Source organism: Pseudomonas sp. R15(2017) (assembly GCF_002112685.1).
GTDB lineage: Bacteria > Pseudomonadota > Gammaproteobacteria > Pseudomonadales > Pseudomonadaceae > Aquipseudomonas > Aquipseudomonas glycinae.
Map to the genome: position 1 here is coordinate 239,681 of NZ_NEII01000010.1, position 25,584 is coordinate 265,264.

Annotated in this window: 30 protein-coding genes; 11 read left to right on the forward strand and 19 right to left on the reverse strand. The window is 59.7% G+C overall.

Features of this window, described 5'->3' with window-relative positions; genetic code table 11:
• Positions 1-175 precede the first annotated feature (175 nt).
• From CAF77_RS21270 to CAF77_RS21285, 4 genes are all read right to left on the reverse strand, one after another.
• On the reverse strand, positions 176-2,008 hold the full coding sequence (locus CAF77_RS21270; protein ID WP_085655495.1) for an ABC transporter ATP-binding protein: 1,833 nt from the start codon (positions 2,006-2,008) through the stop codon (positions 176-178).
• Positions 2,009-2,095: 87 nt separating this feature from the next.
• Positions 2,096-2,659, reverse strand: coding sequence for a peptidylprolyl isomerase (locus tag CAF77_RS21275; RefSeq protein WP_064383181.1), 564 nt, complete (start codon positions 2,657-2,659; stop codon positions 2,096-2,098).
• A 3-nt stretch (positions 2,660-2,662) separates the two neighbouring features.
• Positions 2,663-3,466, reverse strand: a complete 804-nt coding sequence (locus CAF77_RS21280) for an alpha/beta fold hydrolase (RefSeq protein WP_064383183.1) — start codon at positions 3,464-3,466, stop codon at positions 2,663-2,665.
• A gap of 14 nt (positions 3,467-3,480) precedes the next feature.
• Complete coding sequence (locus CAF77_RS21285) at positions 3,481-4,404, reverse strand: LysR family transcriptional regulator (RefSeq protein ID WP_011332960.1); 924 nt, start codon at positions 4,402-4,404, stop codon at positions 3,481-3,483.
• Positions 4,405-4,453: 49 nt separating this feature from the next.
• Here CAF77_RS21285 and CAF77_RS21290 point away from each other — a divergent pair, with 49 nt between their 5' ends.
• The 3 genes from CAF77_RS21290 to CAF77_RS21300 all read left to right on the forward strand — a co-directional run bounded on the left by CAF77_RS21290 (position 4,454) and on the right by CAF77_RS21300 (position 6,621).
• Positions 4,454-4,768: a hypothetical protein gene (locus CAF77_RS21290; protein ID WP_011332961.1), complete on the forward strand. Its 315-nt coding sequence runs from the start codon at positions 4,454-4,456 to the stop codon at positions 4,766-4,768.
• Between the two features lie 159 nt (positions 4,769-4,927).
• Positions 4,928-5,527, forward strand: a complete 600-nt coding sequence (locus CAF77_RS21295) for an FMN-dependent NADH-azoreductase (RefSeq protein WP_064383187.1) — start codon at positions 4,928-4,930, stop codon at positions 5,525-5,527.
• A gap of 212 nt (positions 5,528-5,739) precedes the next feature.
• Positions 5,740-6,621, forward strand: a complete 882-nt coding sequence (locus tag CAF77_RS21300; RefSeq protein ID WP_064383188.1) for a carboxylate/amino acid/amine transporter — start codon at positions 5,740-5,742, stop codon at positions 6,619-6,621.
• On the opposite strand, the gene CAF77_RS21305 is transcribed toward CAF77_RS21300, so the two are convergent.
• Positions 6,566-7,471, reverse strand: coding sequence for a LysR family transcriptional regulator (locus tag CAF77_RS21305; protein WP_064383190.1), 906 nt, complete (start codon positions 7,469-7,471; stop codon positions 6,566-6,568). The genes CAF77_RS21300 and CAF77_RS21305 overlap by 56 nt on opposite strands.
• A gap of 169 nt (positions 7,472-7,640) precedes the next feature.
• Here CAF77_RS21305 and CAF77_RS21310 point away from each other — a divergent pair, with 169 nt between their 5' ends.
• Positions 7,641-8,282 (forward strand): hydrolase, encoded by a 642-nt coding sequence (locus tag CAF77_RS21310; RefSeq protein WP_007956548.1) that lies wholly within the window; start codon positions 7,641-7,643, stop codon positions 8,280-8,282.
• A 63-nt stretch (positions 8,283-8,345) separates the two neighbouring features.
• On the opposite strand, the gene CAF77_RS21315 is transcribed toward CAF77_RS21310, so the two are convergent.
• Positions 8,346-9,644, reverse strand: coding sequence for a mechanosensitive ion channel family protein (locus CAF77_RS21315; protein ID WP_011332965.1), 1,299 nt, complete (start codon positions 9,642-9,644; stop codon positions 8,346-8,348).
• 191 nt (positions 9,645-9,835) lie between these two features.
• Here CAF77_RS21315 and CAF77_RS21320 point away from each other — a divergent pair, with 191 nt between their 5' ends.
• Positions 9,836-11,176, forward strand: a complete 1,341-nt coding sequence (locus tag CAF77_RS21320) for a DEAD/DEAH box helicase (protein WP_011332966.1) — start codon at positions 9,836-9,838, stop codon at positions 11,174-11,176.
• A 62-nt stretch (positions 11,177-11,238) separates the two neighbouring features.
• Here the strand turns inward: CAF77_RS21320 and CAF77_RS21325 are convergent, their stop codons facing one another.
• The 6 genes from CAF77_RS21325 to CAF77_RS21350 form a co-directional block, all read right to left on the reverse strand.
• Positions 11,239-11,838: a hypothetical protein gene (locus CAF77_RS21325; protein WP_064383191.1), complete on the reverse strand. Its 600-nt coding sequence runs from the start codon at positions 11,836-11,838 to the stop codon at positions 11,239-11,241.
• Positions 11,835-12,434 carry a papain-like cysteine protease family protein gene (locus tag CAF77_RS21330; protein ID WP_064383194.1) on the reverse strand — a complete coding sequence of 200 codons (600 nt, stop codon included), beginning with the start codon at positions 12,432-12,434 and terminating at the stop codon, positions 11,835-11,837. Before CAF77_RS21330 ends, CAF77_RS21325 begins: the two co-directional genes overlap by 4 nt.
• A gap of 249 nt (positions 12,435-12,683) precedes the next feature.
• Positions 12,684-12,959, reverse strand: coding sequence for a hypothetical protein (locus CAF77_RS21335; protein ID WP_011332969.1), 276 nt, complete (start codon positions 12,957-12,959; stop codon positions 12,684-12,686).
• Between the two features lie 96 nt (positions 12,960-13,055).
• Positions 13,056-13,391, reverse strand: coding sequence for a hypothetical protein (locus CAF77_RS21340; protein WP_084777054.1), 336 nt, complete (start codon positions 13,389-13,391; stop codon positions 13,056-13,058).
• Entirely contained in the window at positions 13,388-13,558 is a 171-nt protein-coding gene (locus CAF77_RS21345) for a YhfG family protein (RefSeq protein WP_007956564.1), read from the reverse strand. The genes CAF77_RS21340 and CAF77_RS21345 overlap by 4 nt, the downstream gene beginning before the upstream one ends.
• A gap of 113 nt (positions 13,559-13,671) precedes the next feature.
• Positions 13,672-14,406, reverse strand: a complete 735-nt coding sequence (locus tag CAF77_RS21350) for a thioredoxin family protein (protein ID WP_064383196.1) — start codon at positions 14,404-14,406, stop codon at positions 13,672-13,674.
• A 177-nt stretch (positions 14,407-14,583) separates the two neighbouring features.
• Here CAF77_RS21350 and CAF77_RS21355 point away from each other — a divergent pair, with 177 nt between their 5' ends.
• Positions 14,584-14,976: a hypothetical protein gene (locus tag CAF77_RS21355; protein ID WP_064383197.1), complete on the forward strand. Its 393-nt coding sequence runs from the start codon at positions 14,584-14,586 to the stop codon at positions 14,974-14,976.
• Between the two features lie 61 nt (positions 14,977-15,037).
• Here CAF77_RS21355 and CAF77_RS21360 read toward each other — a convergent pair whose 3' ends face one another.
• The 3 genes from CAF77_RS21360 to CAF77_RS21370 form a co-directional block, all read right to left on the reverse strand.
• Positions 15,038-15,907 (reverse strand): DUF6279 family lipoprotein, encoded by an 870-nt coding sequence (locus CAF77_RS21360; protein WP_085655494.1) that lies wholly within the window; start codon positions 15,905-15,907, stop codon positions 15,038-15,040.
• A gap of 77 nt (positions 15,908-15,984) precedes the next feature.
• A complete protein-coding gene (locus tag CAF77_RS21365; RefSeq protein WP_064383203.1) occupies positions 15,985-16,701 on the reverse strand; it encodes a TorF family putative porin in 717 nt (238 codons plus the stop codon).
• 215 nt (positions 16,702-16,916) lie between these two features.
• Positions 16,917-17,105 carry a hypothetical protein gene (locus CAF77_RS21370; protein WP_016985943.1) on the reverse strand — a complete coding sequence of 63 codons (189 nt, stop codon included), beginning with the start codon at positions 17,103-17,105 and terminating at the stop codon, positions 16,917-16,919.
• Between the two features lie 351 nt (positions 17,106-17,456).
• Between CAF77_RS21370 and CAF77_RS21375 the strand changes: the two genes are divergently transcribed.
• The 3 genes from CAF77_RS21375 (at position 17,457) to CAF77_RS21385 (ending at position 19,974) form a co-directional block, all read left to right on the forward strand.
• Positions 17,457-18,293: a S1 RNA-binding domain-containing protein gene (locus tag CAF77_RS21375; protein WP_064383204.1), complete on the forward strand. Its 837-nt coding sequence runs from the start codon at positions 17,457-17,459 to the stop codon at positions 18,291-18,293.
• A 45-nt stretch (positions 18,294-18,338) separates the two neighbouring features.
• Positions 18,339-18,743: a DUF2177 family protein gene (locus tag CAF77_RS21380; protein WP_064383207.1), complete on the forward strand. Its 405-nt coding sequence runs from the start codon at positions 18,339-18,341 to the stop codon at positions 18,741-18,743.
• 298 nt (positions 18,744-19,041) lie between these two features.
• Positions 19,042-19,974 (forward strand): DMT family transporter, encoded by a 933-nt coding sequence (locus CAF77_RS21385; protein WP_064383209.1) that lies wholly within the window; start codon positions 19,042-19,044, stop codon positions 19,972-19,974.
• Here CAF77_RS21385 and CAF77_RS21390 read toward each other — a convergent pair.
• A complete protein-coding gene (locus CAF77_RS21390; RefSeq protein ID WP_064383211.1) occupies positions 19,919-21,100 on the reverse strand; it encodes an MFS transporter in 1,182 nt (393 codons plus the stop codon). The two genes, CAF77_RS21385 and CAF77_RS21390, sit on opposite strands and share 56 nt — an antisense overlap.
• A 104-nt stretch (positions 21,101-21,204) precedes the next feature.
• Between CAF77_RS21390 and CAF77_RS21395 the strand changes: the two genes are divergently transcribed.
• Positions 21,205-22,098 carry a LysR family transcriptional regulator gene (locus CAF77_RS21395; protein ID WP_064383213.1) on the forward strand — a complete coding sequence of 298 codons (894 nt, stop codon included), beginning with the start codon at positions 21,205-21,207 and terminating at the stop codon, positions 22,096-22,098.
• A 142-nt stretch (positions 22,099-22,240) separates the two neighbouring features.
• The gene (locus CAF77_RS29560; protein WP_003184145.1) at positions 22,241-22,369 is read left to right on the forward strand and encodes a PA1414 family protein; all 129 of its coding nucleotides are present in this window, start codon (positions 22,241-22,243) and stop codon (positions 22,367-22,369) included.
• 731 nt (positions 22,370-23,100) lie between these two features.
• Here the strand turns inward: CAF77_RS29560 and CAF77_RS21400 are convergent.
• The 3 genes from CAF77_RS21400 to CAF77_RS21410 form a co-directional block, all read right to left on the reverse strand.
• Positions 23,101-23,349, reverse strand: a complete 249-nt coding sequence (locus CAF77_RS21400) for a phosphopantetheine-containing protein (protein ID WP_039772540.1) — start codon at positions 23,347-23,349, stop codon at positions 23,101-23,103.
• A 44-nt stretch (positions 23,350-23,393) separates the two neighbouring features.
• On the reverse strand, positions 23,394-24,119 hold the full coding sequence (locus CAF77_RS21405; RefSeq protein WP_064383215.1) for an MBL fold metallo-hydrolase: 726 nt from the start codon (positions 24,117-24,119) through the stop codon (positions 23,394-23,396).
• A gap of 84 nt (positions 24,120-24,203) precedes the next feature.
• The gene (locus CAF77_RS21410; RefSeq protein WP_085655493.1) at positions 24,204-25,583 is read right to left on the reverse strand and encodes a sodium:solute symporter; all 1,380 of its coding nucleotides are present in this window, start codon (positions 25,581-25,583) and stop codon (positions 24,204-24,206) included.
• Between the last annotated feature and the right edge of the window lies 1 nt (position 25,584).

Sequence of the window (25,584 nt, forward strand, 5' to 3'; positions counted from 1 at the left end):
ATAGGCGTGCTATCGAGACTGCATCCAGTGGTGCGTCCCTGCAGATTTACGACAGGTTCCGTTCCGGAGCCTTCGCTGATTACAGCAGGGTTTCAGGGGATTTCCAGCAGGCGATAAAAAACCGCCAGAGCCCGTGGTTAAAGGGCTCTGGCGGTTTTTGTGTTTTGACGCAGGATCAATCGATGCCGACAAACCCTCCGGTCTGGTGCGCCCACAACCGCGCATACAATCCGCCGTGGGCCAGCAGTTCGGCATGGTTGCCGCTTTCGGCGATCTTGCCGTTTTCCAGCACCACCAGCCGGTCCATGCGGGCAATGGTCGAGAGGCGGTGGGCGATGGCGATCACGGTCTTGCCCTGCATCAGGGTTTCCAGGCTTTCCTGAATCGCCGCTTCGACTTCCGAGTCCAGGGCCGAGGTCGCTTCGTCCATGATCAGGATCGGTGCGTCCTTGAGCAGCACCCGCGCGATCGCGATCCGCTGACGCTGACCACCGGACAGTTTCACCCCGCGTTCGCCGACATGCGCATCGAATCCTGTGCGCCCCTCGGCGTCCGACAGCAGCGGAATGAACTCATCGGCACGGGCCTTGCGCACCGCTTCCCAGAGTTCGGCGTCAGTGGCGTCGGGCTTGCCGTACAGCAAGTTGTCGCGGATCGAACGGTGCAGCAGCGAAGTGTCCTGGGTGATCATGCCGATCCGCGCGCGCAGGCTTTCCTGGCCGACTTCGGCGATGTTCTGGCCGTCGATCAGGATCCGCCCGCCTTCGACGTCGTACAGGCGCAACAGCAGGTTGACCAGGGTCGATTTGCCGGCGCCGGACGGGCCGATCAGACCGATTTTCTCGCCGGGTTTGATGGTCAGGTTGAGGTCGCCGATGATGCCTTTCTTCTTGCCGTAGTGAAAATCCACGTGCTCGAAACGCACTTCACCACGGGCCACGGCCAGTGGTTTGGCTTGCTCCCGGTCGGTGACGCTGACCGGTTGCGAGATAGTCTGCAGACCGTCCTGGACCATGCCGATGTTTTCGAAAATGCCGGTGACCACCCACATGATCCACCCGGACATGTTGACGATGCGGATGACAAGGCCGGTGGCCAGGGCGATGGCGCCGACGCTGATCAGCGATTGCGTCCACAGCCACAGGGCCAGCGCGGTGGTGCCGACGATCAACAGGCCGTTCATGGTGGTGATGGCCACGTCCATGCTGGTGACCACGCGGCCGGCCAGTTGGGCTTTTTCGGTCTGTTCCTGGATCGCTTCGCGGGCGTAGTGCTGCTCGAAGTTGGTGTGGGCGAACAGCTTCAGGGTGGCGATGTTGGTGTAGCCGTCGACAATCCGGCCCATCAGCTTCGAGCGCGCGTCGGAGGCTTCCACCGAACGGTCCTTGACCCGTGGCACGAAGTAATAGAGCGCGCCGATGTAGGCGGCGATCCACGTCAGCAACGGGATCATCAGGCGCCAGTCGGCCTCGGCGAACAGCACCAGCGAACTGATCGCGTAGATCAGCACATGCCACAACGCGTCCACCGCTTGCACGGCGGAATCGCGCAGCGAGTTGCCGGTCTGCATGATGCGCTGGGCGATGCGCCCGGCGAAGTCGTTCTGGAAGAAGTTCAAGCTCTGCTTGAGCACGTAACTGTGATTCTGCCAGCGAATCAGGCTGGTCATGCTCGGGCTAAGGGTCTGGTGTACCAGCATGTCGTGCAGCGCCAGAAACAGCGGGCGTAGCAGTAACGCTACCACCGCCATCCACGCCAGTTCGACGCCGTGCACCTTGAAGAAGTCGACGTTCGGCGTACCCTGGGCGAGGTCGATGATGCGGCTCAGATAACTGAACAGCGCCACTTCGATCAGGGCTCCAAACAGGCCGACGATCAGCAGGGCGACGAAACTCGGCCAGACCTGCTTCAGGTAATAGGTGTAGAAGGGCAGAACGCGGTCCGGCGGGGATGCCGTAGGCGCATCGCGGAATATGTCGATCAGTTGTTCGAAACGGCGATAGAGCATCAGATAACCGCCCGGAGCACGGGCTCTCCTTTTATCAGTGTGAGCGGCGTGACATCAGCCAGCGCCGCTCGATATGCCCTGTAAAGCTTAGTCGATGCGCTTGGCCGACTTGATGATCACAGGGTCGATCGGCACGTTTTGCATGCCCTGTTTGGTGGTGGTCTGGGAGTTGACGATGATGTCGACCACGTCCATGCCCTTGACCACTTTGGCGAACACCGCGTAACCGGCGTCACGGCCCGGATCGAGGAAGGCGTTGTCGGCCACGTTGATGAAGAACTGGCTGGTTGCCGAGTCCGGGTTGGAGGTACGGGCCATCGACAGGGTGCCGCGAACGTTATGCAGGCCGTTGCTGGCCTCGTTCTTGATCGGGGCCTTGGTGTCTTTCTGTTGCATCTGCTGGGTGAAGCCGCCGCCCTGGGCCATGAAACCCGGGATCACGCGGTGGAAAATGGTGTTGTTGTAGAAACCGCTGTCGACGTACTCGAGGAAGTTCTTGGTACTGATCGGCGCCTTGACCGGGTCCAGTTCGATTTCGATCTGGCCGTTGGTAGTGTCCAGCAGCACGTGCGGCGCTTTCGCCGGCGTGGCAGCCATCAGGTTGGCGGCGAACAGCACGGTGCCGGCGGCGAGGGCGAGTTTTTTCAGCATGGGTCAGTGATCCTGAGGGTGATTATCGGCTGTGGCGAGGAACTCCAGCAGCGTTTGATTGAAGCGTTCGGGCTGGTCGAGCGGGGTGGCGTGGCGTGAATCGGCGATCACCACCAGCCGCGCATCGGGCAGCAGTCTGACATAGGTTTCTTTCAGCGAAACGGGGGTGTAGTCCCGGTCGGCGCTGACGACGAGGGTTGGACAGGTGACCCGGGAAAGGTGTTCCTGAACCCCCCAGCCAACAATCGCATCGAAGCTGGCGAGATAAGCACGTTTGTCGTTTTTTGCCCAGCGCTCTGCCATCTTCTGGCACAAATCCGCCTGCTCCGGTTTGGGGAACAGCCTGGCGCCAAGGGCCTTGCCGATGGTGGCGAGGCTGAGCAGGCGCATCAGGCTCCAGCGCTTGAACCACTGCCAGTAATCGTCGCGGCTGCGCAACTTGACCTCGGGGGCACTGTTGACGATGGTCAGGCTCTTGAGCATCCGGGGCTGATCGACAGCGAACTGGAAGCCGATCATGCCGCCCATGGACAGCCCGACGTAGTGCACCGGGCCAAGCTTCAGGTGTTCGATCAGGGCAACGATGTCGGCGCTGAAGCCGGCGATGCTGTAGCGCTCGCGGGGCTTGTCGGAGCGACCGTGACCGCGCACGTCCGGGACGATCACCCGGTAATGCGCGGCCAGTACCGGGATCTGCATTTCCCAGTCCAGGGTGCTGGAGCCCAGACCGTGAACCAGCAGCAACGGAACGCCGTGGCCATATTCCTCGTAGTGCAGGTTGCAACCTTCATGCTCGAAATACGCCATCGGTGAACTCCGTGTCAGGCTTGTTCGGGGGCGGCGAACGGTGCGTCCAGCGGCAGGGTGTCGAAGGTGCGCAGCAGTTCGATCAGGATTTGCGTGGCTGGGCCCAAGGGTTTGTCCTTGTTCGAATACAGATAGAAACTGGAGTTGCGATTGCCGCCTCTGTCCAACGGTAGCAGCTTGAGCGAGCCGTCTTTCAGTTCCCGCTCGATCATGTGGCGTGGCAGCCAGGCGAATCCCAGGCCGCTGCTGACGAACGTCGCGGCCGTGGCGAGGCTGCCGACGGTCCAGCGCTGCTCGGCGCCGAGCCAGCCGACGTCCCGGGGTTGCTGGCGGCCGGAGTCGCGGATCACCACTTGCATCTGGGTTTCCAGGTCCTGAAAGCTCAGCTCGCGGTTGAGCCGGTGCAGCGCATGGTCAGGATGGGCGACGGCGACAAATTCGACATCGCTCAATTCCGCGCCGAGGTAACCGGGAATGCTCAGGCCGGTGATGGCCAGATCGGCCACACCTTCAAGCAGCACTTCTTCGACGCCCGACAGCACTTCCTCACGCAGACGCACCCGGCAGCCACGGCTCTGCGGCATGAAAGCGGTCAATGCGCGCACGATACGGGCGCTGGGGTAGGCGGCGTCCACCACCAACCGCACTTCGGCTTCCCAACCCTGCTCCATGTGATGGGCAAGGTCTTCCAGCTGGCTGGCCTGTTTCACCAGCTGTCGCGAGCGGCGCAGCAGCACGCCGCCGGCTTCGGTCAGTACAGCCTTGCGACCGTCGATGCGCAACAGCGGCACGCCGAGCTGATCCTGCATGCGGGCGACGGTGTAGCTCACCGACGATTGCGAACGGTGCAGGGCCTCGGCGGCCTGGGCGAATCCGCCGTGGTCGACCACGGCCTGCAACGTTCGCCATTGATCAAGGGTCACGCGGGGCGCTTTCATCAATAGCTCCTCTTGTCCTAAGCTGGCGGTCCCTCATGGAGACTGCCGAATGAAAAAATTCTGTTGTGTGTTGCTGGCGCTGCTTCCGCTGACTGCGTTCGCGTACCCGATCGATGTGGAGAAAGATCTCAACGGCCTGAAGATCGACTACAACGCGTTTGACACCGATAACGACATCGGCTCCATCCAGGTCAACAACTACGGCGACGTCGACGCGACCTGCAAGGTGGTGTTCACCAACGGCCCGGAAGCGCCGCGTACCCGCAACATCGAAGTGGCTGCGGGTAAGCATAAGAACGCCACGGCCAAGTTCACCCGGACCATCATCAAGCTGCGCATCAAGCTGAGCTGCACCCCGAAATAGCGTCATGGGCCTGTGGGAGCGGGCTTCCACAGGCTGCGGCTTGCATCTAAACGAATTTTTCGATGCTTTGCAGCAATTATTTGCGCTTTTTCATCGATACGGCACTGTTTAACCTTCACTCCATCGACTTACAACATTCTCGGATGGAGGCTACACAACATGTCCCGCGTTCTGATCATCGAAAGCAGCGCCCGCCAGCAAGACTCGGTTTCCCGTCAACTGACCCAGACCTTTATCGGTCAATGGAAAGCGGCGCATCCGGCCGATCAGATCACCGTACGTGACCTCGCCGTGAACCCGGTGCCGCACCTGGACATCAACCTGCTGGGCGGCTGGATGAAGTCCGCCGAGCAGCGCAACGACAGCGAGCAGGCCTCGCTGGACCGTTCCAACGAATTGACCGATGAATTGCTGGCCGCCGACGTGCTGGTGATGGCTGCGCCGATGTACAACTTCGCCATCCCGAGCACCCTGAAAGCCTGGCTCGACCACGTCTTGCGTGCCGGCGTGACCTTCAAGTACACCGAAACCGGCCCGCAAGGCCTGCTCAGCGGCAAGCGTGCCTACGTGCTGACCGCTCGCGGCGGCATCTACGCCGGCGGCCCGGCGGATCATCAGGAACCGTACCTGCGTCAGGTGATGGGCTTCATCGGCATTAATGACGTGACCTTCATCCACGCCGAAGGCATGAACCTGGGCGGCGACTTCCAGGAGAAAGGCCTCAACCAGGCCAACGCCAAACTGTCCCAGGTCGCCTGATATGTTAATCGCCAGATAATCGCCGATTGTTCTAGTGACCTGGCGCAACCCCTTCAAGGCTCTACGCGCATCGAACCTCCCTTTGCACTTGTTGCTCCTGAGTGCTGTAGCCCGATTGAACGCTTTAGCGAGATCGGGCTTTTTTTTGCCCGGGATTTAGCGATGGCCGGCAAAAAACGCTATCGTCGCCGCCATTCGAAATCGAGGCGAGCATGGGCTATCTACTTTTTGTCACGCTGATCCAGGCGTTTTCCTTCAGTCTGATCGGCGAATACCTGGCCGGTCATGTCGACAGCTACTTCGCGGTGCTGGTGCGTGTGGTACTGGCCGGGCTGGTGTTCATTCCGCTGACCCGCTGGCGCTCGGTGGAACCGGCGTTCATGCGCGGCATGCTGCTGATCGGCGCGTTGCAGTTCGGCGTGACTTACGTCTGCCTGTATTTGAGCTTCCGGGTGCTGACGGTGCCGGAAGTGCTGCTGTTCACTATCCTCACGCCGCTGCACGTGACGCTGATCGAAGACGCGCTCAACCGACGCTTCAACCCGTGGGCGCTGATCGCGGCACTGGTGGCGGTCGCAGGCGCGGCGGTGATTCGCTACGACCGGATCAACCCGGACTTCTTCATGGGCTTTTTGCTGCTGCAACTGGCCAACTTCACCTACGCCGCCGGGCAGGTGCTGTACAAGCATCTGGTGGCGAAACACCCGAGCGATCTGCCGCATTACCGTCGTTTCGGTTTCTTCTACCTCGGCGCACTCGCGGTGGCGCTGCCGGCGTTCCTGCTGTTCGGTAAATCCAACTTCCTGCCGGAAGCGCCGCTGCAATGGGGTGTGCTGGTGTTCCTTGGTCTGGTCTCCACCGCACTCGGTTTGTACTGGTGGAACAAGGGTGCTTGCCTGGTCAACGGCGGCACCCTGGCGGTGATGAACAACCTGCATGTACCGGTTGGGTTGCTGCTGAACCTGCTGATCTGGAATCAGCACGAGGAGCTCGGGCGGTTGTTCCTCGGTGGCTGCGTGATTCTGGCGGCGGTGTGGATCAGCCGGTTGGGGATTCGCCAGTCGGCGCCAATTGCTCCACCAGAAACGCGATAAACGCCCGAGTCTTCTGCGGCACTCGTCGCGCTGACGAATACACCGCGTTGATGGTGATCGCCGGCGCCTGCCATTCGCACAGCACCGGCACCAGCCGCCCGGCCGCCAGTGCCTCTTCGACGATGAAGTCCGGCAGCAGCGCAATGCCCATGCCGGCCTCGGCCGCTTGCGCCAGCAAGTCGCCGTTGTTGGCGTGCAGCGGCCCGGTCACGTTGACCCGCTGCGTTTCTTTGCCGTTGCACAGTTGCAGGCTGACGCCGCTCTGCAGATAGCCGTAGTTCAAGCATTGATGTGAGCGCAGATCCTGCGGGGTCTGCGGCGTGCCTGCGCGTTCGAGGTAAGCGGAGGAGGCGACCATGATTCGTGGGGCGGGCGCCAGTTGCCGGGCGATCATGGTCGAGTCGGGCAGGCTGGCGATGCGGATGGTCACGTCGAAGCCGCCGCGCACCGGATCGACCTGCTGGTCGCTGAGCACCAGTTGCAGTTCGATGTTCGGGTGTTGCTCATTGAACAGCGGAATCAGCTTGCCCAGCCGCCGCAGGCCGAACGACATCGGTGCGTTCACCCGCAACACCCCGCGCAATTCGCCAACTCCGTCCCGAGCTCGCTGCTCGGCCTCGTCCAGCGCCGCAATCACTTCCCGCGCCGCTTCGAAATACTCGGCACCGGCCTCGGTCAGGTGCAGGCTGCGGGTGGTGCGTTGCAGCAGTTGCACGCCGATGGCTTCTTCCAGCGCCTGAATCTGTTTGCTGACTTTCGAGCGTGGCACGTCCATGGCACGGGCGGCGGCCGCGAAGCCGTTCTCGCCGACCGTCACCACGAAGGCGCGCATGCATTCGATGCGATCCATGATTGTCCCTATTTTAGAATCAATGATTCTCGATTTTAGGGAATTGTCCCTTTATCGGCTAGCCCCTAAAGTGACATCCAAGCCGAGACAACAACGCCGCAGACGGCAAAACGCCTCGACTCACCAATACCCAATCGAAACTTTGAATCGACATCAAAAGGAACGCGCCATGTCTATCCGTGAACTGCTGAACCCAACCAACTCCGCCCTGATCCTGATCGACCACCAGCCGCAAATGGCTTTCGGCGTACAGTCGATTGACCGTCAGACCCTGAAGAACAACACCGTTGGCCTGGCCAAGGCTGCCAAGATCTTCAACGTGCCGACCATTTACACCTCGGTCGAAACCGAAAGCTTCAGCGGCTACATCTGGCCGGAATTGCTGGCAGTACACCCTGAGCAGAAACCGATCGAGCGCACCTCGATGAACTCCTGGGAAGACAAGGCGCTGGTTGACGCCGTGAAGGCCACCGGGCGCAAAAAGCTGATTATCGCCGCGCTGTGGACCGAGGTTTGCCTGACCTTCCCGGCTCTGGAAGCCCTGGCTGAAGGCTACGAGGTGTACATCGTCACCGACGCGTCCGGCGGCACCACCAAGGAAGCCCATGACATGTCGGTACAGCGGATGATTCAGGCCGGCGCGGTGCCGGTGACCTGGCAGCAAGTGCTGCTCGAGTACCAGCGTGACTGGGCGCACAAAGACACTTATCAGGCAGTGATGGACCTGGTGCTGGAACACAGCGGCGCATACGGCATGGGCGTCGACTACGCCTACACCATGGTGCACAAGGCACCGCAGCGGCAGGCCTGATAAATCGGCGGGAAAAAAAAGACGCAACCAAGGTTGCGTCTTTTTTTGCATTTGAAGAAAGCGCTACATCAGATGTTTTTCGGCTTCTGGAATGTGGCTCGCGCCAAGGACTGCCGGCAACAACCCCGACCGCAAATCCCCACCGCTCGGCTGCTGATACAGGCTCAACCCAAACTCCGGCAGCACCGCCAGCAGGTAATCGAAAATATCCCCCTGGATCCGCTCGTAATCGGCCCACACCGTGGTCGTGGTAAAGCAGTAGATTTCCAGCGGAATGCCCTGGGCGGTGGTTTGCATCTGGCGGACCATGCAGGTCATGTTCGGCTGGATTTCCGGATGGCTCTTCAGGTAAGCCAAGGCATAGGCGCGGAAGGTGCCGATGTTGGTCATGCGCCGGCGGTTGGCCGACATCGCCGCGACGTTGCCCTGGGCTTCGTTCCAGGCCTTGAGCTCGGCTTTCTTGCGCCCCATGTAAGCGGTCAGCAGGTGCACCTGGGAGAGTTTTTCTTCTTCGTCGTCGCGGATGAAGCGCACACCGCTGGCGTCGATGAACAGGCTGCGCTTGATCCGCCGCCCGCCGGACTGCTGCATGCCGCGCCAGTTTCTGAACGACTCGGACATCAGGCGCCAGGTCGGGATGGAAACGATGGTCTTGTCGAAGTTCTGCACCTTGACCGTGTGCAGGGTGATGTCGACCACGTCGCCATCGGCGCCGACCTGCGGCATTTCGATCCAGTCGCCGACCCGCAGCATGTCGTTGCTGGTCAGTTGCACGCTGGCGACGAACGACAGCAGGGTGTCCTTGTAGACCAACAGGATCACCGCCGACATCGCACCCAGACCCGACAGCAGCAACAGCGGCGAACGGTCGATCAGGGTGGCGACGATGATGATCGCGCCGAACACGTACAGGACCATTTTCGCCAGTTGCACATACCCCTTGATCGAGCGGGTGCGGGCGTGTTCGGTGCGGGCGTAGATGTCCAGCAGCGCATTGAGCAGGGCGCTGACCGACAGCAACAGGAACAGAATGGTGAACGCCAGCGCCACGTTGCCGAGGAACACCGTGGCGGTCTTGCTCAGTTCCGGCACCAGGTGCAGGCCGAACTGGATCACCAGCGATGGCGTCATCTGCGCCAGACGCTGAAATACCTTGTTATGGCGAAAGTCGTTGATCCAGTGCAACGCGGGCTGGCGACCGAGCATGCGGCTGGCATGCAGGATCAGATAACGCGCCACTCGTCCGAGTACCAGCGCGATCACCAATAACAGGAGCAGTGCCAGGCCGGCGTGCAGGAGCGGGTGCTGTTCGAGGGCACCCCAGAGGTCTTGGGCATTGAGCCAGAGCTGTTTGAAATCCATGAGTGAAACGATTCTTCTGTAAGACGCGACGGGCGATTAGAGCATTTAAGACGCTGTGTATTACCGTTGGAGACAAATCGAGCAACAAAAAAGCCACTGATTACGGCGGATTTCACAAAGAAACTCGGCCTGAGCGCTCGAAACCGGTAACCTATGCAGCTGATTTTTTGCATATCTTCGAGGTAGCACCCGTGTTTTCCCAATTCGCCCTGCACGAACGCCTGCTCAAAGCCGTGGCCGAGCTGAAATTTGTCGAGCCAACGCCTGTGCAAGCCGCGGCCATTCCGCTGGCGCTTCAGGGGCGTGACCTGCGGGTGACGGCGCAAACCGGTAGCGGCAAGACCGCCGCTTTCGTCCTGCCGATCCTCAACCGCCTGATCGGCCCGGCCAAGGTTCGCGTCAGCATCAAGACCCTGATCCTGCTGCCGACCCGCGAGCTGGCCCAGCAGACCCTGAAGGAAGTCGAGCGCTTTTCGCAGTTCACTTTCATCAAGTCCGGCCTGATCACCGGCGGTGAAGACTTCAAGGTCCAGGCCGCCATGCTGCGCAAGGTGCCGGACATCCTGATCGGTACCCCGGGCCGGATGATCGAGCAACTGAACGCCGGCAACCTCGACCTGAAAGAAGTCGAAGTGCTGGTGCTCGACGAAGCCGACCGCATGCTCGACATGGGTTTCGCCGAAGACGTGCAGCGTCTGGTCGACGAATGCCCGAACCGTCAGCAGACCATGCTGTTTTCCGCCACCACTGGTGGTTCCGGCCTGCGCGAGATGATCGCCAAGGTGCTGAACAACCCTGAGCACCTGCAGCTCAATGCGGTCAGCCAACTGAACGACACCACCCGTCAGCAGATCATCACCGCCGACCACAACCAGCACAAAGAACAGATCGTCAACTGGCTGCTGGCCAACGAGACCTATCAGAAGGCCATCGTCTTCACCAATACCCGGGCCATGGCCGACCGCATCTACGGTCGCCTCGTCGCCCAGGAATACAAGGCGTTCGTGCTGCACGGCGAGAAAGACCAGAAGGATCGCAAGCTGGCGATCGACCGTCTGAAGCAGGGCGGCGTGAAGATCCTGGTGGCCACCGACGTGGCGGCCCGTGGTCTGGACGTTGACGGCCTGGATCTGGTGATCAACTTCGACATGCCGCGCAGCGGCGACGAATACGTGCACCGCATCGGTCGTACCGGCCGTGCCGGCAACGACGGTCTGGCGATCTCGCTGATCTGCCACGGCGACTGGAACCTGATGTCGAGCATCGAGCGTTATCTGAAGCAGAGCTTCGAGCGCCGCACCATCAAGGAAGTCAAAGGCACCTACGGCGGACCGAAAAAGGTCAAGGCCTCGGGCAAGGCTGTCGGCGTGAAGAAGAAAAAGACCGATGCCAAGGGCGACAAGAAGAAAACCGCCGCCAAGACCCCGACCAAACGCAAGAGCGCCAACCGTCCGAAGCCGGACGCTCTGGTGAGCAGCGATGGCATGGCCCCGCTGAAACGCCGCAAACCGGCAGCGCCAGCGGCGGAATAAGCCGTTTCAGGCAGGCAAAGAAAAACCCGGACATGGTCCGGGTTTTTTATTGCCAGCGTTTATCAACTGCCCAGCAGGCCAGTGGTGTCGGCATCAAAACGCCGCTTGGCCTGATCGGCTGCCGGTTTGAGCTGTGCGAACAGGGCGGCCTCGCTGTACAGCCCGGTCAGTGCCAGTTCCTTGGGGGTTGGCTCGATCGGGATCAGCACGTCTTCACCCGCCGCGTGCAGCCAGATCGCCACAAGGTGCAGCGCCGACACAAACAGCATCCGCAGCTCAACGGTTTTGCCTTTCAGTTGCGGCGATTGCTCCGCCAGTTTCAGCGCATCGACCGTGGCGCTCGCCAGGTTGCCGTGGTTCAACGAGGCGAACTCGACGTGACCGCGTACTTCGGCCAATTGCGCATCGGCAATCGATACCCCGCCGGAAAACACCAGGTAATGCCAGTCACCCACTCGGGCGTTTTTCAGGCCTTTGCCCTGGCTCAGGTCGTCCAGACTGAGCGAGTAGCCGCGATAGGCCTCGCTTAGGCTGATCCCGGCAGGCGCAGCACTGGCGAACTGGCGATTGACGCCGAAGCCCTGGGTCTGCAACGCGGCCTGCAGGGCCGGACGCAAGGTCTGTACGCCGTTGGAAGGCGCTTTTGGATAAGTCAGTTTCATGATGCCGCCCCCTGGTTTTTCGCCGTGAAGTAAGTGTGGGTCCAGTTGCCGCCACCGTTGTAGGAACCGGGGAAGGAATTCAGCGCGCGGGTCGAATAGCCGTAAATCGAATCCGCGACCAGCACGTAATTGCCGTTGGTGCCGTAGATCGCCAGAAAGTGCGCTCCGCCGCCGTACCAGGCACAGCGCAGGCCGACGGGGCGACCCATGTTGATCTGGTTCTGGATGGCCGACATTTGCAGCGAGCCCGAATTCATGCCGTTGAAACTGCGGGTGATTTTCAGCGCAACGTCGAGATAGCCATACACGTTGCACGGCCCCGGTTGATTGCAGCAGTTGCGATCCAGCGCGGCGCTGGCAACGGCGCATTGGGTCCACGACCCGGTGCCGTAATAATTGCCGACCGAGGCGGAAGCCGCAGCCCAGCACCAGTTGGTCTGGGTCTGTTGCTGCATGGTGAAGTTCAGGCTGGCGGCCGCCAAGGCACGGTTTTGTGCAGCCGCTTCGACCTCGACCAGTTGCGGGTCGAGCAGATGGCCGATCAGACATTCGGGCAGGGTGTTGCCGGTGAATGCCGTTGTTTCAGTGGTTAACATTTTTCAATCCTCCATGAATGAAAACAAACGTTCCGCGTTTGCGGGATAACGGTATTGCCGAGCGATCAGTGCTAAAGGGTTGCCATCTCCGATGGCCGGTTCCGATCAGGCTCGGGGTAACCCTAGGTGTGAATATGCATTTGTGCAAATAACAAAATGCACTAATGCAAGTTTCCGGACAAAAGAAAGCAGGCTCTGGTATCGATCCAGCCTGATCGATGCCAAAGCCTGCCGTTGTCTGCGCGGGTGCTATCCCTCGGTTTTCTTCTCGGCCGAACCCAGTTCCTTCAAGCGCTGATCAATCAACTGGCATTTGTCCGGCAGATCGGCGGAGGCCGTACCCAGATCCATTTTCTGCAACTCGGCATTGATCTCCTTGGCCTTGGTCGGGTTTTGCTCAGTGAGCTTCGCGACTTCCTTGGCCAGTTGCTCGCGTTTGGCGGTGGCTTCTTCCGGCGTACAGGCCCAGACGGGCAGGGCGCAGGCAAGCGTGGCGGCGAGGGTGAGCTTGAGCAGGTTTTTCATGGGGGCAGGCCTCAGTTCCGGTTAAGGCGGGTTACCCGGTTGAGGGTTTTGGCCAGCGAAAAGTTCACTGCGACTAGCGTTGGGGTGATGCCTTTGTCAAATGTCGACGTCGGCAATTGAAATGCCTATGCATCGGTTGAATACATCGACAAGAAGATCGTCATCACCGTGGTAGGAGTGAATACACGCCTTGATCCATTCGTCTTGATCGCATGGATAGATCGCTTCAAACAAGGTGCGGTGCACTCGTTTTAAAGTTGCAAGGCTGTAGGGAGGAGGAATGAATTCCAAACGCGCAGAGGCGACTTCATTGATGTAGCGTTCTGCTTCATCTAGGTCTTCGGCATTGCGCAAGTCGAGCAAATTGACAAGAACATCAGTGCCCGGATAACAATCCGGGGCTTGGTCAGAACCGTATTTATCGTTGCTCAAGCTTTCAAGAGCTGGACCGCTCTCAAAGCAGCGGCCCTTGTGGGAAGTTTGATATCGCCATCAGTGGGAGATGGAACAAAGCCTTCCAGGCGCAGGCTGGCCGCGAAATTGGCTCTGCGTTGCTTCGCGAACCAGGCTTTCTTGGTTTGCAGACTCAGCTTTTCCATATCGGCCTCTTGATGCGGGAATGTGCCAATTATAGTCGAACGAAGCCGTGTCGGCTCGTTCGACCTAGCATCGCACATCCTGCGGCACCATTGAACCCGTCCACGCTGACGGGCTACCCATCACGGCAGCAACTGGATTTTGCGGCGCCGTCGTAGCGATCATGATGCCGCACCCATTCCATGATCTCGTCCTCGTTCCGGCCCTTGGGCGTAAGGTCGAGAAAGTTGTACGCACCGACCAGCATGTCCAGACCTCGGGCGTACGTTGAGTAGGTGTGGAAAATGTCGCCGTTGTCGGCGCGATAAAACACGCTCAGCCCCGGCATTTCTTCCTCGGCGCTGTCGGTCTTTTCGTAGTTGTACGTAGCCTTGCCTGCTTCGACATCCTCAGCGCGGGCGCACACGCCAAAGTCGTAGTTGAAATCGCAACCGTTGGACGACACCCATTTGAATTTCCAGCCCATCCGGCGCTTGAACGCCTGGAATTCGGCGAACGGTGCGTGGGACACCGCCACCAGCGCAATGTCGTGATGGGCCAGGTGCAGGTTGGCGCCGTCGATGTGGTCGCTGAGGAATGAACAGCCCGGGCAGCCTTCCTCCCAGCCCTTGGCAAACATGAAGTGGTAAACGACGAGTTGGCTGTGGTTACCGAACAGATCGACGAGTTTCAATTCGCCGTTCGGTCCCATGAAGCGGTAATCCTCGTCGACCTTCACCCAGGGCAGGGCGCGGCGTTTGGCGCTGAGGCGGTCGCGTTCCCTGGTGAAGGCTTTTTCATCGGCCAGATGCTGCTTGCGGGCGGCGAGCCATGCTTCGCGCGACACCACCGGATGATTCTCAACGTTCATGATGATTTCTCCTGCGGGGGTTGAAACCGTCTGTCTCAGACTAGTCGTTCAACCACTCGGGAAATCGACAGACCGCCGGTCGGTCGGGGCGCCGAATAATCCTGAACGGTGACGCCACGCTCCGGTCACAACCTGTGAACGCGCCAAAAAATCACGCGCACCGGAGGTTGAATCAGGATGACGACTTATAACTGGGATTTGATTGAGCGCCTGCTGCATGAAGTGCAGAACGGCGCGGGCCACAGCTTCGCGCCACGGTCATTCGCCGAAGACTATGCGGCGGAGAAAGCGGCGGCGGGCGAGGCGATCGAGAATCTGGATCACCTGAAAACGCTGGCCTGCGACTATGAGCAATTGCTGTTGTTGCGCGGTTACATTCAGCCCCGTGGCGAAGACGAGGGCAGTACCGGCAACAACTTCAGCCTGACCCCGCGTGGCTCCAGCCTGTTGAGCCTGATCGACAGCAGCATTCCCGGCAACGATCATCCGCGTCAGGTGCTCGATGAGCAGGAAGATGCGCTGGATGAGCTGACATTCGATGAGGTGGCCTCCAAAGCGCAGATAGCCTGAGGCTTTGCACAAAAAATGTGGGAGCGATTTTGCTCGCTCCCACATGGGTTTTTCAGTGATCTCAGCTTTTTTGTGCGGCCTTCAGGCACTTCAAGTCATTGAAATCCTTGCGCACCCCCTCAATCTTTTTCAACAGGCGCTGGCGTTGCTGCGGGGTGCTGTCAGCCATTAGATCAACGAACAGCGAACGGGCCTGCGCTTCGGTATTGGCGTAGGCCTTTTGGTAATCCGCTGTCCATAAACGTTCGCGATTGACCAGAAGCGTCTCGATCCGCTGTGGGAATTCAGGACTTTTGCGTTGCGCCACCGCCGCGCTGAACTGCTTCTGCCAGTGAGCACGGTTGGCAATCCACTGGGTGTTCTGATCGCCCAGAGCGGTCGACCAGGCCATCACCCGCTGTTCCTGCTTCGCGCTCAACGGGCCGAGCAAATCGTTGAGACGCTTGTCCATGCGCGCGCCACGTTCGGCAATCTGCTGCGACAGCGGAGGCTTGAGGTATTCCTGCTCGCGCTTTTGCAGGTCTTTGGCAAAGGCGTCGTTCATTTCAGCGACCTGCCGATCATCCAGGCCTTGCAGCAATTCAATCGCCGACGGGGTGATTTCCCGGGCGGTTTCGGCGATTGCCTGCTTGGCCTCTGCGGTGCGGGCCTGAAGTGCGGCGTCGGTGACCTGATTGGTCTCGACCATGGTTTGAAGGCGATCGAGCCAGTCCAGATAACCCGGTAACTGTGTGGTGCAGTGCCAGCTCAGGTGTTCCCTGAGGCGTTCGTTGAACCAGCCTTTCTGCTCGCCGTTCATGTCCAGGTAGTCGCTGAGCGTCCACGGAATGATCACATCGAGATTGCGATAGGCCAGGCCGACGCGGCTGCAAGCGCCGAGGGCGAGGGTCAGGATCAGTAGAACGGCGAGGCGTTGGAACCAGCTAGACATGGGCGAATCCTTGCGAAAGCCAGCCTTGAGGGTCTGATTCTCATCTGAACACAGGAGGGGCCCGGCAGTTCAGCCAATCAAAAGAACGGGCGTTCGGCCTTGAGTGTGACCAGTCCGTCGCACTGACTGTTATGCCCGGAATAGGCCGAGCAATCGCTGCCGCTGAGGCTCGAATTGCTGTAGATCAGGTCAAGATCGATGCCCATGAACGGCCGGGAAAGTTTCACCGACCAATCGGTAAAACTGCTCACATAACCGCCGTCCACCGAGACCGGCGTGTTGAGCTGATGGGTGGTGTATTTCATGCTGATCCCTATGCCGAACGGCTGATTGCCGCCCAGGTCGGCAAACAGGGTGTTGTTCTGTTTATCGGGATCGTTGCTCAGGGCGATGCCGATCCGGCTGCCGAGCAGGGTCAGGCCACCGAACAGTTCCTGGCTGTCGAGGGTGTCGACCTTGGGATAGCTGTAATGGATCATCCCGACTTCGTAGCCGAGGGTTTGATCGAAAGGTTGTTTAAAGCCGACGTAGGAATCGATTTCGAGATTCTTCCCCGGCGTGAGACCCATGCTCGGTGCGTACTGGCCGACATACAGGCCGCTGTCGTGGCTCAGGTCCAGGCCGCCGTGGAACGAACCGACCGCCGAAGGCTTGACCAGCCCTTGGGCCATGCTGCGGCTGGGCGTGGTGCCGAGTTTGAGGTCGAAGTCGCCGAGCTCACGCTGGAAAATCTGCGCATGCGCCGCTGGGCTCGCCAGCAGGCCTACAAGTAATAAACAGAAGGGTTTGAGCATGCGTCACTCCTTGAATAGCGAGCGCAGGCTGGTAAACCTGCTGAAACGCTTGATCCAGACGCGTGCAAGGATACCGGCGAATGATCGGCATCGAGGGCCGTTCGTCGATTTCTGCGGTTTTGAATGTTTGATTAAACGCGAGAGAGGTCTTGCGAGGGATCCGGTCCAGACGCTTCGAAGCTCAAAGCGCCTTTGGACAGGTGTGCTGCGGGGTGTTACTTCTTGCCCAGGCTGATCTGCTTGGACGGGCCGAACGTCTGGCCGCTGACGCCCTTGGCAATTTGCTGAATCTCGCCGCCGGACTTGAGGAATGCCGCGATCTGATCGTTGATCGATTCGCTGGTTTCAACGGCTGGAGCTGGCTTTGCTTTGCTGGTGGATGCTTTTACACGCATGGCGGCCATTAACCTGTAGAAAAGTAACTCGGCCAGGCATCGTACAGGAATAACTTGACAATTGCTTGGTAAATATCCCCCGGAATAACCCGGCTTGCAGGTGGATTATTCTCGATTAATTATTCGAAATATCTCGCTAACCTGCTGTTTTAACTAACAACATTTAGGCGATTCCATGATGTTCGGCGGTGTCGGGAGCGCGTGAAAGCCATCACGCTGGCCTGACGAGCGGCGCCCATCCAACGCGAAATCCAGGAAAATCAAGGCTTCCCACAGATTTTCGCGCGGCCGGCCGATCGGACGGCCAACCAGCACGGCAAAACCGGGTAGAATGCCGCCCACGCAATGAGGGTATTGGAAATGGCTTTAGTCGGGCGTTACAACAGTTTGCAAGTGGTTAAACACACTAACTTCGGTTTATATCTGGACGGCGGTGCGGACGGCGAAATTCTTTTGCCCAACCGTTATATCCCCAAAGATATTCCCAGCGAAGATGAAGACTGGCTCAATGTTTTCATTTATCTGGACAGCGATGACAAACTTATTGCCACCACTGAAAAACCAAAAGTTCAGGTCGGTGAATTTGCCAGTTTGAAAGTTGTTGAAGTCAACAGCATCGGCGTGTTCCTCGATTGGGGCCTGCCGAAGGATCTGCTGCTGCCTTACTCCGAAGAAAAACGCCAGATGACTGCCGGCGAGTACTGCGTGGTGCATGTCTACCTCGACAAGCACACCCGCCGCATCACCGCCACCGCGCGTCTGGATCGTTATCTGGACAAGACCCCGGCCAACTACAGCGCGGGCCAGGAAGTCGATCTGCTGGTTGCCGAAGCCACCGACATGGGCTTCAAGGCGATCATCAACAACAAGCACTGGGGTTTGATTCACAAGAATGAAATCTTCAAGTTCATGCGGGCCGGCATGCGCGAGAAAGGCTTTATCAAGGAAGTGCGCGCCGACGGCAAGATCAGCCTGAGCCTGCAACCGGTAGGGCAGGAAGCGGCCAGCAGCCTGAACTCGAAGATCCTCGCCAAGTTGCGCGAAAACGATGGCACCCTGGCCGTCAGCGACAAGAGCGATCCGGCACTGATCAGCAGCCTGTTCGGTGTCAGCAAGGGCAACTTCAAGAAGGCTATCGGTTCGTTGTACAAGAACGGCCAGATTGTCATTCACGCCGATCGCATTGAACTAACCTGAGCCTGACGTGGCCCATGTTGCATGGGCTTACTTGAGGTCGGGCAGATGAAAAAAGCGCTGATTGCCTACGTTGCCACATTGCTGGCGTTTCTTTTGCTCGACGGGCTCTGGCTCGGCGTGTTGATGGCGCCGACCTATCGCGAACTGCTCGGTTCGTTGATGCTTGAAAAACCGTTGCTGGTGCCGGCAGCGGTTTTTTATTGCCTGTACGTTTTCGGCTGCGTGGTGTTTGTGGTGTTGCCGTCGCTGACCTGGCAACGCGCCGCTCGTTTTGGAGCGCTGCTCGGGCTGGTCGCTTATGGCACTTATGACCTGACCAACTGGGCGACCTTGCGCGGCTGGTCAGCACAGGTGTCGCTGATGGATTGGGCCTGGGGGACGTTTGCCACGGCGCTGGCCTGTGCGGTCGGATTTTTTGTGACCAGCCGGGTTGGTAGGTCAGTCCGTTGATTTCGGTCGCCTGAACTGACGCCATCGCTGGCAAGCCAGCTCCCACAAGTGATATGGAGTTTCTGCAAACCTGAGCACGACAAGGACTTTGTGGGAGCTGGCTTGCCAGCGATTGACGGCGCAGCCGTCAGCCATTCAGCTCTGACGCTCCATGAGAATCAAATGTCTTTTCCAGACGGCTTTTTCGAGCTGACTGGTTAATAATCCCCTCACTATTTTTTTTCGCCCCGGACAAAGAGCCGGGGCTTTGTTTGACCATTGGAAAAGCTGCCATGTCGTGTGTGTTCGAGGTGTCGAGGTGAGCGTCAGTCGGCGCAGTGCCGACGGGTTCGCCCTGCAAGTGATGATCGGCCTGTGCCTGATCTGGGGCGTGCAGCAGGTGATGATCAAGTGGGCGGCGACCGACATTGCGCCGGTAATGCAGGCGGCGGGGCGGTCGGGAATTTCCGCGTTGCTGGTAGGGTTGCTCATCTGCTGGAAGGGCGGTTGGGATCAGGTCGGCAACACTTGGCGCGGCGGCTTGCTGGCCGGTGCCTTGTTCGGTCTGGAGTTCCTGTTCATCTCCGAAGGCTTGCAGTTGACCACGGCGGCGCACATGTCGGTGTTCCTCTACACCGCGCCTATTTTCACCGCGCTGGGCGTGCATTTCCTGTTGCCGAGTGAGCGCTTGCGGCCGGTGCAATGGTTGGGGATCTTCATGGCATTCGTCGGGATCGCCGTGGCGTTTGCCGGCGGCGTGTCGTGGGACAACCTCGACCGCCGGATGTTGATGGGCGATGCCCTCGGCGTGCTGGCCGGTGCCAGTTGGGGCGCGACCACCGTGGTGGTGCGCGCTTCGCGTCTGTCGGAAGCGCCGGTGACGCTGACCCTGTTCTATCAACTGATCGTCGGCTTCATCGGCCTGTTGCTGATCGCGCTGCTCAGCGGCCAGATCACCCACGTCAGCCTGACCGTCGTAGCCGTGGGCAGCGTGCTGTTCCAGGGACTGGTGGTGTCGTTCTTCAGTTACCTGACCTGGTTCTGGCTGCTGCGCCGTTATCTGGCGGCCAACCTCGCGGTGTTTTCCTTCATGACGCCGTTGTTCGGCGTCACGTTTGGTGTGGTGTTGCTCGGCGAAGAACTGAGCCTGAACTTCATCATCGGCGCCGTGCTGGTGTTACTCGGCATCACCTTCGTCAGCGCGGAACAGTGGGTGCGTCGGCGCCTGCGCAAAGCCCTCGGTCAGCCGTAACGGATTTGCACGCCAGACCGCCGGCAATCAGCAGGCCGCTGCCGGCGATCACCAGCGCCGGTTGCAGGCCACCGCTGAAATGGCTGCTGACCGCCGCCAGCAACGGCCCGCTGAGCTGACCGACGGCGAAGCACGCGGTGAGCAGGCCGGCGTTGCGCTGGGTGGCGTGGGGCGCCAGTTCCCGGGAGCGTTGCATCACCAGTTGCATGCAGGCCAGGAACGGCGTGCCGCACAGGATCACACCGAGTGCCAGGCCGAGGCCGCTGCCCAGCAGGCAAGCGAACACACCGGCGGCTTGCAGCCATAACGTCGCCATCAGCCAGTGCCGGGTGGTTTCCGGATCGTGCCGACGCAAACTCACCAGCAGAACCCCGATTGCCGCGCCGAGGCCGAAGCACGGCCAGAACAGATCGGCCTGCCACTGTCCGTGAAACTGCGCGTTGGCCATCTGCGACAGGAACGTGGCCGGGATGATGTAGCCCACGCCATACAAGGCATACACCACCGCCAAACGCCCAATGCCGCGATTCGACGAACTCACGGCAGTCGGAGTGGCCGGCACACCGACACCCGGTTGCGGCAGGATCCGTACGATCCCCAGCAACATCAGCAGTGCCGCGGCGGCATAGATCAGCCACAAGGTAGCGGAAGTCTGCTGCGCCAGATGTGAGAACAGCGCCAGCAACCCCGTCAGAAAAATTCCCAACCCCGGCCCGGCAAACACCAGCGCGCCCAACCGTGGACGACCCGCCGCCGCAGCCAGCGGCTGACTCAGCGCAGTAATCATCACCAGCACCCAGGCGCTCGCGACACCGGTGCCGAAACGCAGCAGCAAATGCGACCAGAAACCGTTGGCCCAGAACGACGCCAGCGTCAGCAGCACACACAACCACAGGCCGCCGTGCAGGCGCCGCTGCACCTGATCGGGCCGGCGGGAAAACATCGCATCCACCGCGCCGAGCAGGTAACCGAGGTAGTTGGCCGCCGCAATCAGACCGGCGGCGGTCAGGTCGATCTGGCCTTCGCTGAGCAGGTGCGGCAGTTGCGGGGTGAGGGCGAAACGCCCGATGCCCATGGCCATCATCAGGGCAATGAAACAGGCGGATAAGCGAATCAGCGGGGACATGGTCTGAATTCCGTTGGAGGTTCAATGACCGTCAGGCTAGGACTGATTGACTTTCTTTAAAATTGAATAATAGTGAGTAACTTGTTCAGTTCGGGAGAAAGGTTGTGGAATTCAGCCAATTGCGGATCTTCCAGGCCGTGGCGGAGGAGGGCTCGATCACCCGTGCCGCCGAGCGTCTGCATCGCGTGCCGTCGAACCTGTCGACCCGGCTCAAACAGCTGGAGGAGCAACTGGGTGTTGAACTGTTCGTCCGTGAACGTCAGCGTTTGCAGTTGTCGCCTGCGGGAAAAGTCCTGCTGGACTACACCGGCAAACTGTTCGCCTTGCGCGATCAGGCCAGTGCGGCGGTGATGGGCGGGCAACCGGCGGGGGATTTCGTGCTCGGCACGCTGTACAGCACCGCCGCGATCCATTTGCCGGCACTGCTGGCGCGGTATCACAAGCAGTATCCGGCGGTGAATCTTCAGGTGCAGTCCGGGCCCAGTGGTGAACTGCTTGAAGGCCTGCTCACCGGTCGCCTCGATGCGGCGCTGGTGGACGGCCCGCCGCAACTGGCCGGGATCGACGGGGTGCCGCTGTGCAATGAACGGCTGGTGCTGATCAGCGAGGCCGATCACCCGCCGATACGCAGCGCCAGGGATGTCGAAGGTCGGGCGGTGTTCACCTTCCGTCATGGCTGCGCCTATCGCGCGCGGCTGGAAGCGTGGTTCGCGCATTATCAGGCGGCAATGGGCCGGGCGATGGAGATCGAGTCCTATCAGGGCATGCTCGCCTGCGTGATTGCCGGCAGCGGCGTGGCGCTGATGTCGGAGTCGATGCTCGCCAGCCTGCCGGGTCGCGAAAGCGTGGCGGTGCATCCGCTGGCCGAGCCTTTTGCCAGTGCGACAACATGGCTCATGTGGCGCCGGGGCATGGTCGGCGCCAACCTCAATGCGTGGATCGAACAGCAGCAGGCGCTCTATCCCGTGGCTGGCGAAGACGTGCAGGAAACGGCTTGAACGAACGGTCAGGGATTTGGATCAATTCAGTAACAGATCATTGCGGATTTGGCCGAGCATTACGTAGGACTTCGGACTATTATCAGTGCGAAGCGGCCTCAGAATTCCGGACGCTCAGCACCACCCTGAAGGGGGCATGACGATGAAAGAGAAAATTCAAAACTGGCTGCACGATTTGGGTGTTGCCCTCGGCTTGATCGAACCGCCTCTGCAACCGGTCCCGATTCGCACCGATGACGAACAGCGTCGGCGTCAGCCACGTCGGCGGTAATGCCCCGCTTTGAAGGGTCAAAGGTTTTAAACGACAAAAGATCGCACCCGGTCGTCGCTCCATGGAGTGGCGGTCGGGTGCGATTTTTTTCAATGAGTCCGATGTTGATCGGCCTTCATCAAAGTGTATCAACGCGACCATTTGCCATTAATCTCGCACAGAAACTTTGCGGTAAAAGCAATAAAGAGCGCTCATCCGTAATGAGACCGGATGAGCGAATTCACACTCAGGTGTTGCCTGGATACTGAACGTCGGCGTTGCCCAGGTGTGCTTCGGGGAAATAGGGGCTGCCCGCAGCAAATCTTACGTAATAACTTACGTTGCCCGAGACGTGTTCGACTATAAAAGAAAACGTGTTTGGCGAACTTCGCGAGAATTTCATGTCCCTCGTTCCTTCTGGATGTGGAGCATACACACTGACAGCACCATTACTGGATTCAGCCATAGACCCATTGATCGTTACAGTGTCTCCAATTTCGAGCTTGGCAGGGACTGTCCCAGCAGGCGGATGTACAGTAGCCATCTTTTTCACCTTTCAATTTGTTTATGTGGTGGGAAACCTCTCTCAGTGAGAGGCTTCCACGACTGAAAGGTAGAGTCAGCTTGTACTCGGCAGCTACTGTCAGAAATATCAGTTTCGACGAGCGGTCGCCTGAGCGCTCAGCAAGAAAAAAGCGTACGACAACCGATCGCAATTTCATGGAGTGGCGGTCGGGTGCGATCTTTTGTTTTCAGTGACGCCCGATTTCCATCAGAAACCGGCTCAGGTCATTCACGGTTTTCGCAGTCTTGAGCATCCGATCCTCTTCGGCGGTGAAGGCCGTCAGTCCGAATTCATCTTCCAGATGGAAGATCAGATCCTCGATATCCGCTTTTTCCAGCCCCAGTTGCGCAAGGCTGGTGTGGTCGTCGAATTCACGATTTTCCAGCAGGCGCAGGATGAAGCGGTGCACGGCAGCACGCACGGCAGCTCTTCTCATGGCAGATTTTTATTGTGGTTGATCTGACTGAAGTACAGCAGGCCTCAAGCGTGCCGGCGCAACCATTCGTCAATCATCCCGCGCAGGTGCTCTCCGGAAAAACTGCCGAAGTGCCCGCCATGCACCGTGCGGATCTTCAACCCCTGCAAGCGCCGCAGGCTGGCGGCGTAGTCGTCGAGGTTGGAATGGTAGGCGTCCTCGATCAACGGCCCGTCGTAAATGATGTCGCCGCTGAACAGGGTTTCGCTGGCCGCTTCGTAGAGGCTGATCCCGCCCGGTGAATGCCCCGGCGTGTGCAGCACCTGCAACGTGCGGTTGCCCAGGTCCAGCACATCGCCATCCTCGACAAACCCGGTGGCCGGCGCCGCCTTGACCCGGTATTCGGCGTAGCACAACGGGCAATCCGGGTGCGCTTCGAACATGTCGTCGCCGACGAAGGCCCGGCTCAGATCATTCTCACCATCCGGCGCCGCCAGAATGTCCGCCTCGGCCGGATGTACCAGCCGTTCGGCAAATTCGTGATGTCCGGCGATGTGATCGAAATGGCAATGACTGGCTACTGCCACCAGCGGCCGCTCGGTCAGCCACGGCAGTTGCTCGCGCAGGCTGACCAGTCCGGAACCGCTGTCGAGCAGCAAATCCTTGTCCCGCCCCTGAACATGCCACAGGTTGCAGCGGTAGAACGGGCGGATGAACGGCTCGTGAATCAGCCGAATGCCGTCGCTCAGGTGCTGCACTTCGAACCACTGATCGCGAGAAACAATCTTCATCAAGCATTTTCTCCAGACGAAAAAAACGGGTGTGGCAACCGACGCCACACCCGCCGAAGAAAGCATCAAGTCGTTATAGCGAGCTTAGACCGCGCTGGCCACCGGGGCAGGGCGACGGGAAAACAGGCTGACCACCACAAAACTCACCAGACCCACAGCCAGGCTGTAGTAGATCGGGGTGTTGGCATCCAGACCGTCCTTGAACATGAACAGCAGTGCCGTGGCGAAACCCAGGCCCATGCTGGCGATGGCGCCGGCGGTGGTCGCGCGTTTCCAGAAGATCGCACCGATCAGCGGGATCAGCATGCCGCCCACCAGCAGGTTGTAAGCGAGGGTCAGGGCGCTGATCACGTCGTTGACCACCAGCGCGATGCCCAGCACCACCACACCGGTCAGCAGGGTGAACAGACGGTTCACCCCCAGGCTCGACTGTTTGCCGCCACGCAGTTTCGGCAGCAGGTCTTCGGTCAGGGTGGTGGCGGCGGCGAGCAGGCCGGCGCTGGCGGTGGACATCATCGCGGCCAGGGCAGCGGCGATCACCAGACCACGGATACCGTCCGGCAGCGACAATTTGACGATTGCGGCGAAGGCGTTGTTGACGTTGTCCAGATCCGGGATCAACACGTGTGCAGCCATGCCGATCAGGGCGCAGGCCAGACCGTAAAGGATGCAGTAGATGCCCGCGAAGCTACCGGCGTACTGAGCCACTTTTTCGTTCTTGACGGTGAACACCCGTTGCCAGATGTCCTGACCGATCAGAATGCCGAAGAAGTAGATCATGAAGTAGGTAATGATCGTGTCCCAGCCGATGGTGGTGAAATTGAATGCCGCAGCCGGCAGCTTCAGCACCAGTTCGTCCCAGCCGCCGACACGGTACAGGCAGATCGGCAACAGGATGAACATCAGGCCAACGGTCTTGATGATGAACTGGACGATGTCGGTCAGGGTCAGCGACCACATGCCGCCGATGGCCGAGTACACCACCACCACGCCACCGCCGAGCAGTACCGAGACCCAGAACGGCAGGCCGAACAGCACTTGCAGCACGGTGCCGATGGCGAGGATCGAGGTCACGCCGATCATCAGTGCATAGGCCAGCATGATTGCCGCGCTCGCCGAGCGGGCCATCGGGTTGTAGCGTTTTTCCAGCACTTGGGTAACGGTGTAGATCTTCAGTTTCAGCAGCGGCTTGGCCAGGAACAGGTTCAGCGCCACGATGCCGCAACCCAGTGCCGCGCACAGCCAGAAACCGGAAATGCCGTGCACGTAGCCCAGACGCACGGTGCCGACGGTGGACGCGCCACCGAGAACGGTCGCGGCCATGGTGCCCATGTACAGGCTTGGCCCGAGGTTACGCCCGGCCACCAGGAAGTCCTCGTTGGTCTTGGCCTTGCGCATGCCGAAGTAGCCGAGCAAGAGCATGCCGGCGGCGTAGATGAGGACGACGAATAAATCCAAAGCCATG